This is a genomic window from Roseibium sp., assembly GCF_050301095.1.
Lineage (GTDB): Bacteria > Pseudomonadota > Alphaproteobacteria > Rhizobiales > Stappiaceae > Roseibium.
The window spans coordinates 1-9,509 of record NZ_JBNKYW010000039.1 but is presented as its reverse complement, the minus strand read 5'-3'; the positions used below and the strand labels follow the sequence as shown (position 1 = coordinate 9,509).

Below are 9,509 nucleotides of genomic sequence, written 5' to 3'. Positions count from 1 at the left end.
TCTGGAGATGCGCAACCAGGCGCGTGTCCACCTGTGGTACGAAAAACGTTTCGGCCGTCCCTACCGGCCGCTTGACTGCGCCATGGATGCGCTGACGACCTATGCCGCCAGGACCCACGCGATTGCCGCCCGGCTGGGCGTGGACGGAAACCTGATCCTTCACGCCCCCTTCGGCCTCGCCAACATGTTCGGCATGCGCCTCGTGCCGAACTACACGCAGGACAACCGTGAAACCTATGCGGAAAAGGCGAAGCGGATGAAGGCGCTTTGGCCGGAATTGACGGTCATCCCGTGGCACGCAAATGAATAGCGCTGGCGCAGGATCAGCGGACGATCTATTGGGATCGAATTACCAATAGGGCGGATGCAACGGCAGCTCGGCTCCGCATTTGCAGCAATCCCCGTCCTGCACCTTGCGGGCCATGACACCGCATTTCGTGCACCGGACCATGTAACCGTTGTCGTGATCCAGGGCCCACACGGAGGTGAAACCGGCACTTGCAAGCTTGCCCGTGAGCATTTCGCGCATTGCTTCGGCATGAGTTCCCACGCGCATGACAAACCGGGACGACTCGGCGTCTCTCCAGGTTGAAATCGTCACCATTCGATTTCCGATCTTGGCATTCGTCGCTCCGATGAAGCCGTCCATCTGCAACATCTCGGCAAGCGATTGCCGAGAGGCTTCGCGCACACGCTGTGCGGCGTCTTCGTCCAGGACCTGTAGCGAGGTGATCGAAAAGACACCCGGACATTCACGCTTGCCTGTCCGGACCTCGATCGACGTGCCGAAGCGGAACGGACCGGCTTCCTTCGGTTGCACGATGATGTCGAGACCCAATTGCGCCGGGATCGCTCCGCCATCGAAATAACCTGTCACCGAACGGATGCGGTTGTCCGCAAAGGTCAAGAAATCGGCGCCACGCAGCTCGACTGCCTTGCCCGTCGGCGGCAGTCCCGCCATGGAGCCATGATTGGTGCCGCGCATGATCCATTCTGCCGCGACGCTGTCGGGGCCCGTCTCGGCCTTTCAGGCCAGTTCGAAGTTCAGATCGGGGAAGGCAGCCCAGAGCCCTTCCACATAGCCATTCAGGTGCTGCCCTGAAATCGGGCCGCCGGTCTTGGGATCCTCGTATGTGCCACTGTCAACCAGTGTCGCAAGAATCCCGGACGCATCGCGGGCGTTTCAGGCGTCGAAATAAGCCCGCGCCAAATCCATATTGCTCACAATGTGTCCTCCCGCGCCGAGTGAGTATCCCTGCCGGAGCCCGTGATGCTGCCTTGCCGCGACACCAAGCCCATAATTCCGCAACGTAAGCTTGCATCAACTTGTCCCGATTGGGCGGCCTGCCGAAAGTCTTATGGCCCGCGAGGGCTCGCAGCGGACCTATGCCGAAGGCGCCCGGAAGATCACCGAAGATCGACAGTGCGCGCTGCACAGTCACTCGAAACTGCTGGCCGCCTCGCTCTCGCATGATTGACCGGAACAGTCTGAAGGGTGATGCTGCCCGTGAAGCTAACCCTAGGGAAGCCTGAAATCGCTATCCGGGAGGCAAGAATGCAAATTCCCCGAACGCACTATGCAAAAAGCGGCGACATCCATATTGCCTATCAAGTGTATGGGGATGGTGAAGTCGACATAATAAAGGCACCGGGGTTTGTCTCTCATATCGAGAACTACTGGACGGAGCCCCGTTTTGCCCGTTGGCTGGAGCGACTGGGCCGGGGATGTCGGGTCATCATGTTCGACAAGCGGGGCACCGGACTTTCCGATCAGGTTCCTGAACTTCCTTCCATGGATGAACGCATGGACGATGTTCGCGCGGTCATGGACGCTGTCGGCATTGAAAAGGCGGCGCTTTTCGGGATCTCGGAAGGTGGATCGCTTGCGGCCCTCTTTGCGGCAACCCATCCGGAACGTTGCAGTGCGCTCGTCCTGTACGGTGCTTTTGCCCGGTTCAGGGACTGGATCCCGGACGAGGAGCATCTCGAAGTTTTCTTGCACTATATCGACAATGACTGGGGGTCTGGAGAAAGCCTGCCCTATTTCGCACCGAACTTCGTGAACGACGCGGTGCTGAAAGACTGGTGGGGCAGGTTCGAGCGTCTCGGCGCGAGCCCGAACGCGGCGATCAACTTGATGAAAATGAACAGCCAGATCGACATTTCACCGGTCCTCGACACCATCAGGGTGCCGACCCTCGTCATCCACCGGACCAACGACGTTACGATCAACATCAACGGTGGCCGGGAACTGGCCGAATTGATACCCGGTGCAAAGCTGATCGAGCTTGAGGGCAATGATCATCTCGGTTTCCTGACCGGAAACGGAGACCGCATCATCGATGAAATCCATCAGTTTGTTCTGGGTTCCAAAGCCGCGGCCGAGATCGATCGGGTGCTTGCGACCGTCTTGTTCACGGACATTGTCGACTCAACCAGTCAAGCCGAAGCCCTCGGTGACCAGCGTTGGGCCGAAAAGCTTGAGGCGCATGATACCGTTGTCCGTGAAGAGCTTCGCCGGTTTCGTGGCCGTGAGGTCAAATCCCTGGGCGACGGTTTCCTTGCCACCTTTGACGGCCCCGGACGCGCCGTGAAATGCGCCCTTGAGATCTGTGAAACCTTGCGACGACAAGGCATCGAGGTCCGCGCAGGCCTTCACACAGGTGAAGTTGAAATGACAAATGAAGATGTTCGGGGGATTGCAGTTCACATGGCTTCCCGAGTGGCCTCCCAGGCCTCGGCACGCGAAGTGCTCGTATCACGCACGGTGCGGGATCTTGTGGCCGGATCAGGAATTGGCTTCAACAGCCTGGGACCAAAACAACTTGCCGGCTTCCAGGAACCGATGGAGATCTACGCGGCTGCCCCGCACTGACAGGTTCGGTTTGCGTCCGGTCCACAAACCCGTCAGGGGAATTTCTCCAGTTCGGCGGCCACAAGGTCCTGCATTTGCCAAACGTGGGGATCGTGAATGCCCATCTCCTCCAGATGGCTCGCGGTGTTGAACAGGTAATCAGCCATTGACCCCAGCATTCCGACCGCAGGTGCGATCCGGCGTGCGGTCTCTTCCGGCGCGAGCCCGCCCACGTAGCCGAAACCGACGGGATCGCAGACAAAGGCGAGCGCGGTGATGGCGCCCTGCTCGGTTTCGGCATGAACCCAGGCCGGCGGGATTGGCGGCTCGCGTGCGATCAGGCTTGCAAGGCATTCGGGCAGTCCTGTTTCGTGCAGACGAAACGCAATTCCGTCACAGAAACCGCCCCGGTCCAGCGACAGCATGATGCCGGGCCGTTCCGGATTGCCCCGGTAGCGTGTGTCGGGTCCGAGACAGAATGCACGGTGCCAGCCGGCGACCCGCGCGCGCCGTTGTTCGCAAAACCCGAAGTCGGGTTTCCACATCAGCGAACCGAAGGCAAACAGCCAGGCCTGTTCGGGATCCGGGCAGGTGGACAGCACGTCATGCAGGGTCCGCGCCTGCGCATCCGCGGTCTGCAGATCCGCAATCTCCGCGATCGGCCCCGGATCGGGTATTGCCGCAGGGATCTTTTCGACCAGCGTGCGCGTCAGGCGAAGCATGCGGGACATTCAGGGCCTCGTTGCCGGCGGAAACTGCCCTCAAGACTGCACTGCGGGACTGCCTGTGTCTATCGGCTGTCTGACCAATGCGTCCCTGTGGGCTGCCTGGCACCCGTTCAACGTCCTAGCACCTGCGGCTGTCAGCCCGTCCGGCGCCTGACTTCGAACGGAACGTCTTCGGTTCCGTTGCCCCTGTCGGCGTTGCCGCGCGCCACCATGCGCGCCCGCACCAGACCGCGGACAGAATTGCCGACGAAGATTTCCTCGGCCTCCGCGAGGTCCTCGCGGGTCAGGTCCGCCTCGAAGGCCAGTCCTCGCTCCAGAAGGCCTTCCCGCAACGTGCCCGGCAACAGGCCGTGCCGCAGGGCCGGTGTCAGCAGCCTGCCGCCCTTTCGGACAAAGAGCGTCATGTAGCTACCCTCGGTCAGGAAGCCGTTCTCGTTTTCAAACAGCACTTCCTGGCAACCGGTTTCGGCCTGATAGCGAAGGCGGGTCTCGTCGTAGAAGGCCCGGTGGGTGGTCTTGTGATAAAGGAAGCGGTCGCCGGACCGTGTCGTCTCGCCGGCGAGAACGACATTGAAGGTGGTGGCCCGGTCGGCGGGGGCAAGGTCGGTCGCGGTGACCGAAAGACCGCCATCGGCATTCAGCAGCAGCCGCACGCGTTGCGCCCCGCAAAACCCCCTTGCCCGTTCATCCAGAGCTGACCGGACAGAAGCTTCGTCATAGGGATAGCCGAAATAGGCCGCCGACTTCTGAAGGCGCTGCAGATGACGTTCGAGCAGGAGATAGCCGTCCACCGGATCGAAGGCCAGAGTTTCGATCAGGTCGAACTCGGGTGTCCCTTCCGTCATGAATTTCAGTTTCAGGATGCATTCGTCATATTCCGGCGCGGCGCCGGAATCGAATACGACTCCGGAACCCGTCCCCGCCTCTCCCGTTCCGTCCTTGCGCAGCACAAGCGTGCGAATGGCAACATTCAGCCGGAAATCACCGCTGGGTTCGAGAAAACCGATGGAACCCGTGTAGATGCCGCGCGGTCCCGTCTCCAGATCGTCGGCGATCTGCATGGCACTCAGCTTCGGGGCCCCGGTGATCGAGCCGCAGGGGAAGAGGTTCTCGATGATTTCCGCGAAGCCGATCTCCCCGGGAATCCGGGCCTCCACCGTCGAGGTCATCTGATGGACGCTCTGATAGCGTTCGACGTCGCACAATTTCGTCACCCGGACCGTTCCGGTCTCGGCAATGCGCGACAGGTCGTTACGCATCAGGTCGACGATCATGATGTTTTCCGAGCGCTGCTTGGGATCGGTGGCCAGCTCCCGGGCAAGGGTGGCGTCTTCGGATGCATGGCGCCCGCGTGGGGCGGTGCCTTTCATCGGGCGCGTCCGCAACGTCCCGCCCCGGCGCTCCAGGAAGAGTTCCGGCGACAGTGACAGCACCGTCCGGTCTTCCATGGCGACAAGGGCAGCATATTCCACCTGCTGACGGCGCATCAGGTCCAGGAACAGGCGTTCCGGCGCGCCCCGGTGCGCAAGGCGCGCGCGCATGGTCAGATTGACCTGATAGATGTCGCCCTTCGCCAGATGATCGCGGACCTTGTCGAATGCCGCGCCATAGGCGGCCCGGTCCATGTCAAACCGGGGCGTGTCGATACCAGCCTCGGCGCCGTCGGCGGCTCGCTCCAGCAGGGCCCTCGCTTCCGCCAGGGCAAGGTGTTCCGGAGCGCCGAAAAGGCCGAACCAAAGCAGCGGTTCGCCCTTGTCTTCATAGCGCGCGCGCAGCTTTTCCTCGAAGGCAAAGCCGAGCTCATAGGCAAGATAGCCCGCCGCATACCGGCCCCGGGCCTGGGCTTCCTCCAGGCGGCCAAGGCACTCGCGGACATCTTCCAGGCGGGTGCAGGTGATGATCTCTTCCGGTGCTTCGAACAGCAGCGCCGAGCGCTGTTTCAGAAGGTCCAGAAGCAGGATCGACCCGGGCTTTAAGGTGCGTTCAGACATCGTCTCGTGCCGGCGTCCCCAGAAGGCAGCAATACCGGACTCAGGATGACACAGCCCGGCCCGCGCAAATGGCTCGTAAGGGGCGGCTCATGGCACCGAAGCGACATGAGGTCAAGTCTCCTGGCCGGAAACGACCGGCCGGCGGCAGAAAACCGGCCGCCGGATCAGTGTCCGGACAGCCGTTAGGCGGCCGTGACCTCGGCAAGGAAACTGTCGATGGCCTTGCGCATTGCGGCGGTTTCCCGTGCAAGCGCGTCGCTCGCCCCAGCCATGCCGGACACGGACCGGCCGGTCCGTTCCACGCTTTCCCGCATGCCGCCGACGTTGGCCGCGACCCGGCCGGTGCCGTCGGCTGCTTCCGCGATATTGCGGGAAATCTCCCTGGTGGCTGAGCCCTGTTCGTCCACGGCGGCGGCGATCGCACCGGTGTAGGAATTTACTTCGTCCATGGTGGCGGCAATCGCTCCGATGGATTCCACCGCATCCCTGGTTTCCGCCTGGATGGCGGAAATCTGGGCACCGATCTCTTCGGTCGCCCTGGAGGTCTGGGTGGCTAGCTCCTTCACTTCCGCTGCCACGACTGCAAAGCCCTTGCCGGCTTCGCCCGCCCGCGCGGCCTCGATTGTGGCGTTGAGGGCCAGCAGGTTGGTCTGTTCGGCAATCGCCTGGATCAGCGTGACCACCTCGCCGATCCGGTTGGCCGCTTCCGCAAGTCCCGCGACCTTCCGGTTGCTTGTCTGGGCATTCTCGGTCGCCTGCTTCACGATGGCCGTCGTCTGGTTCACCTGACGGGTGATTTCCGCGATCGAGGAGGACAGCTCCTCTGCGGCGGAGGCCACCATCTGGACATTTGCGGAAGCCGCATCCGAAGCATCGGCTACCGAGGCGGCCCGGCCGGTCGTGTCTTCGGCGACGGACCCGAGGTCACCGGCCACTTCCTGCATTTCCCTGATGCTGTTGCCGACACGGTCGAGTTTGGCGGAAACGTCCTGACGGAATTCGGCAATCCGGGCATCGATGGCCGCTTGCCTGCCGACATCCAGCTCGTCCTGCCTGGAAGCAGAGCGCTGAAGTTCGATTGCCTCCGCCCTTGCCTCTTCGGCCACACGCAAGGCCCGGTCGGACGCAGCGAACGCTCTGGCGAGACAATCCGTCACCCACCAGAGCGCCCCGACTTCGGCGATCACGATGGCGGCATGAAAGAGGACACGCGGGAAATCGGCGCCCCCCGGGAACACCACCCAGGGCATGAGAAAATTCAGGACCAGATGATGGACGGCAACCACCGCGGCATAGGCAACAAGCGCGCGCCAGTCGACCCAGCCCGCCAGCATGGCAAGAACCGCGAAGAAATACATGTGCCCGTCCATCTGATAGGACGGCTGACCTGCGGGAACGGACAGGGAGGCCACGAAGAGAGCAACCAGTCCGGCCAGCGACATGGCCGTCGCCAGTCTGGTTTCGGTCGCCGCTCCGTATTTTACCCAGACCGCCGTTGCTCCCGCCCCGAGCAGAAGCGCGGCTCCACAAACGACAGCAAGCGAAACATTGCCGTTCCACCAGGCCGTTCCCATCACGAGAAACACGTTGAACCAGGTAAAGTGAATGACGATTTTCGAAAACTTTTCCCGAAAACCTTCCAGGGTGGAAACCAGTCGAATTGCTTCACTCATAATGCACTCCCCAAGGTCGCCCCGTTCCAGCGGGCGCACAGCTGCGCAACCACCGAAGACGCCACGAAACCGGCGCCGGACTGATAAAGCCGGTCGACAAGCCCCGCATCGGTGACTTCCGTCACCGCTATCCAGCTCGATGCCGGAACAAAAACGATCCTGCCACCCGCACTGGCAACGATTTGCAGGGCGGTATCCCCGCCGGGTCTTGCAAATACCGCCACGATGCCGCGGCTGCCCGGAACCAGGGAAGCTGTCAGCATCAGAACGCAACAGGCCAGGAAACAGGTCACCGCAAAGGACCATGCGGAACGGGCCATTCGCCCCACCTCGACGACAGGAATTCGATGGGCCCACACTTGCAGAACATGCTTAAAAAAGACTGAAAGCACGCCTTAGAAGATTGAAATCTTTACGCAATTCAGGATTGCAAAAAAAGCAGTCACATTATGTAAACTGTCTATCGCGCAGGTCTTCTGAAGGCTGCCGGTAAAGAAGCCTGGGAAGACCTGCGGCTCAATTGTGATCGTCCGTCAGGGGTCAGGCCTGATCAGCGGTTCCAGGCCCGGCCGGACAGGCGACCCCTGTACCGCCGATGCCGCAGTAGCCTGCCGGATTCTTCGCCAGATATTGCTGATGGTAGTCTTCGGCGAAGTAGAATTCGTCCAGCTTGCGGATTTCCGTCGTGATCGAGGCGGCGACACCACCCTTGCGGAGCGCGTCCTGATAAGCGGCTTTAGACTGTTCCGCGGCAGCAAGCTCTTCATCCGAGGTCACAAAGACGGCCGAGCGGTACTGGGTTCCCGTGTCATTCCCCTGGCGCATCCCCTGGGTAGGGTCGTGGTTCTCCCAGAAGACCTTCAGAAGATCCGCGAAACTGATCACGGCGGGATCATAGACCACCTTGACCGCTTCCGTGTGCCCGGTGCGGCCGGTACAGGTCTCGTGGTAGGTCGGATTGGGAGTGTAGCCCCCCGCATATCCGACGGCGGTCACATGGACCCCCGGCAACTGCCAGAACAGCCTTTCAGCCCCCCAGAAGCAGCCCATGCCGAAGAGCACCGTTTTCATGGTCTCCGGATAGGGCCCGGCGAGCGGGTTTCCGTTGACGAAATGCGGTTCGGCGGGCGTGATCGCCTGCGCCCTTCCCGGCAAGGCTTCGTCCTTTCCCGGCAACGAGAATTTCTTGGTCAGCATGGTCATGAAGGACATGGCAGGGTCTCCCGCGGGGCCGTGCGGTCTCCGTATTCAGAAGAACGGAGGCAGTCCGGCCGATCGGCGTGTTTCTGTTCAAGGTCCTGCACAATGTGGCGCACCGGCGGAAACTTTCCAAGAGGGCTCCCGCCGATTTGACCGGCTGTTCCGGCTCGCCGATTTTCGGACGATCAGGCGTAAAGCACCTGTTGCCGGCGGCGCCGGGCCCCAAGAAAAAGAAACAGCAGACCGAAGGGGCCCAGAACGGCCCAGACCGGCCAGGCCAACAGGGTTTGCAGGACCGGATCCCATAAAGCCGGGTGAACATAGCGCTGGACGACTGCCTGGGAGAGGTTGAGTGTTTCGGGGGAAAGGTCGAACCAGACCTGCCCTAACGGAACCAGGTGGACCTGGGATTGCGCAATGGAAATGCTGGCATCGGATATCCCGGCAATAATCGCCAGAGCCAGCAACCCGTACCCGAGTACACGGAACAAGAACTTAAGTACGCTAATCATTGTCTAACTTTCAGCACTGCCTTATCAACAAGCCACAAGTGCCCGGCAGGTGTTTATGCTTTTTGTTCCGGCCACTGGACAATTTTTAAATAATATCTCGAAAACTATGAACAATAATTGATATACAACACATTCCTGTTATTGCAACCTGTTGCTGCAGGCGGACCACCACACTCCCGGAGCCGCAAAAGCACCGTTCCGGCAAAGAAATCCACAGCCGGACGGGCGTTCAAAAAAAACTTCTTTAGGTGCTTGCGCTTGTCCGCGTCATGGTTATATTGCGCGGCACTCAAGCGGGTCCCACGCTTGATACGGACAGGTGGCCGAGTGGTTGAAGGCGCACGCCTGGAACGCGTGTATACGGGCAACCGTATCGAGGGTTCGAATCCCTCTCTGTCCGCCACTTTTCTTTCCATACCATTGATATTGCTGTTTTTTACGCTTGACGGGCTTGCCAGCCCATCATTCAGCCCATCAGCCGATAAGGTTGTTCACAGCCTTGGCGTTCAATCAGGATTTTTTCGCGTCGGCCTCTTGCACGACATCGCAAC

At 60.9% G+C, this 9,509-nt stretch carries 8 protein-coding genes, 1 tRNA gene and 1 pseudogene; 3 read left to right on the top strand and 7 right to left on the bottom strand.

Going from position 1 to position 9,509, the window contains the following annotated elements; genetic code table 11:
• Positions 1–310: nucleotidyltransferase family protein (locus ACQY7U_RS02695; protein ID WP_428641694.1), on the top strand; the 310-nt coding region annotated here is incomplete at its 5' end.
• A gap of 39 nt (positions 311–349) precedes the next feature.
• Here the strand turns inward: ACQY7U_RS02695 and ACQY7U_RS02690 are convergent.
• Positions 350–1,000, bottom strand: a pseudogene (locus ACQY7U_RS02690) (ester cyclase); the annotation flags it as partial.
• Positions 1,001–1,555: 555 nt separating this feature from the next.
• On the opposite strand from ACQY7U_RS02690, the gene ACQY7U_RS02685 reads away from it, so the two are divergent.
• Positions 1,556–2,875, top strand: a complete 1,320-nt coding sequence (locus ACQY7U_RS02685; protein ID WP_428641692.1) for an adenylate/guanylate cyclase domain-containing protein — start codon at positions 1,556–1,558, stop codon at positions 2,873–2,875.
• 32 nt (positions 2,876–2,907) lie between these two features.
• Here ACQY7U_RS02685 and ACQY7U_RS02680 read toward each other — a convergent pair whose 3' ends face one another.
• The 6 genes from ACQY7U_RS02680 to ACQY7U_RS02655 form a co-directional block, all read right to left on the bottom strand.
• Positions 2,908–3,585, bottom strand: a complete 678-nt coding sequence (locus tag ACQY7U_RS02680) for a gamma-glutamylcyclotransferase (RefSeq protein ID WP_428641690.1) — start codon at positions 3,583–3,585, stop codon at positions 2,908–2,910.
• 131 nt (positions 3,586–3,716) lie between these two features.
• Positions 3,717–5,573: an aminodeoxychorismate synthase component I gene (pabB, locus tag ACQY7U_RS02675; protein WP_428641688.1), complete on the bottom strand. Its 1,857-nt coding sequence runs from the start codon at positions 5,571–5,573 to the stop codon at positions 3,717–3,719.
• A 182-nt stretch (positions 5,574–5,755) separates the two neighbouring features.
• Positions 5,756–7,246 carry a methyl-accepting chemotaxis protein gene (locus ACQY7U_RS02670; RefSeq protein ID WP_428641687.1) on the bottom strand — a complete coding sequence of 497 codons (1,491 nt, stop codon included), beginning with the start codon at positions 7,244–7,246 and terminating at the stop codon, positions 5,756–5,758.
• Positions 7,243–7,566 (bottom strand): hypothetical protein, encoded by a 324-nt coding sequence (locus ACQY7U_RS02665; protein ID WP_428641685.1) that lies wholly within the window; start codon positions 7,564–7,566, stop codon positions 7,243–7,245. The genes ACQY7U_RS02670 and ACQY7U_RS02665 overlap by 4 nt, the downstream gene beginning before the upstream one ends.
• Before the next feature lie 220 nt (positions 7,567–7,786).
• Complete coding sequence (gene msrA, locus ACQY7U_RS02660; protein ID WP_428641684.1) at positions 7,787–8,458, bottom strand: peptide-methionine (S)-S-oxide reductase MsrA; 672 nt, start codon at positions 8,456–8,458, stop codon at positions 7,787–7,789.
• 173 nt (positions 8,459–8,631) lie between these two features.
• On the bottom strand, positions 8,632–8,958 hold the full coding sequence (locus ACQY7U_RS02655; RefSeq protein ID WP_428641682.1) for a hypothetical protein: 327 nt from the start codon (positions 8,956–8,958) through the stop codon (positions 8,632–8,634).
• 313 nt (positions 8,959–9,271) lie between these two features.
• Between ACQY7U_RS02655 and ACQY7U_RS02650 the strand changes: the two genes are divergently transcribed.
• Positions 9,272–9,361: transfer RNA gene (locus ACQY7U_RS02650), tRNA-Ser, on the top strand.
• Positions 9,362–9,509: the final 148 nt, after the last annotated feature.

Excerpts from the sequence above, each read along its gene's own strand:
- ACQY7U_RS02685 (WP_428641692.1), top strand. The coding sequence starts at position 1,556 with ATGCAAATTCCCCGAACGCACTATGCAAAAAGCGGCGACATCCATATT.
- ACQY7U_RS02680 (WP_428641690.1), bottom strand. The coding sequence starts at position 3,585 with ATGTCCCGCATGCTTCGCCTGACGCGCACGCTGGTCGAAAAGATCCCT.
- pabB (WP_428641688.1), bottom strand. The coding sequence starts at position 5,573 with ATGTCTGAACGCACCTTAAAGCCCGGGTCGATCCTGCTTCTGGACCTT.
- ACQY7U_RS02670 (WP_428641687.1), bottom strand. The coding sequence starts at position 7,246 with ATGAGTGAAGCAATTCGACTGGTTTCCACCCTGGAAGGTTTTCGGGAA.
- ACQY7U_RS02665 (WP_428641685.1), bottom strand. The coding sequence starts at position 7,566 with ATGGCCCGTTCCGCATGGTCCTTTGCGGTGACCTGTTTCCTGGCCTGT.
- msrA (WP_428641684.1), bottom strand. The coding sequence starts at position 8,458 with ATGTCCTTCATGACCATGCTGACCAAGAAATTCTCGTTGCCGGGAAAG.
- ACQY7U_RS02655 (WP_428641682.1), bottom strand. The coding sequence starts at position 8,958 with ATGATTAGCGTACTTAAGTTCTTGTTCCGTGTACTCGGGTACGGGTTG.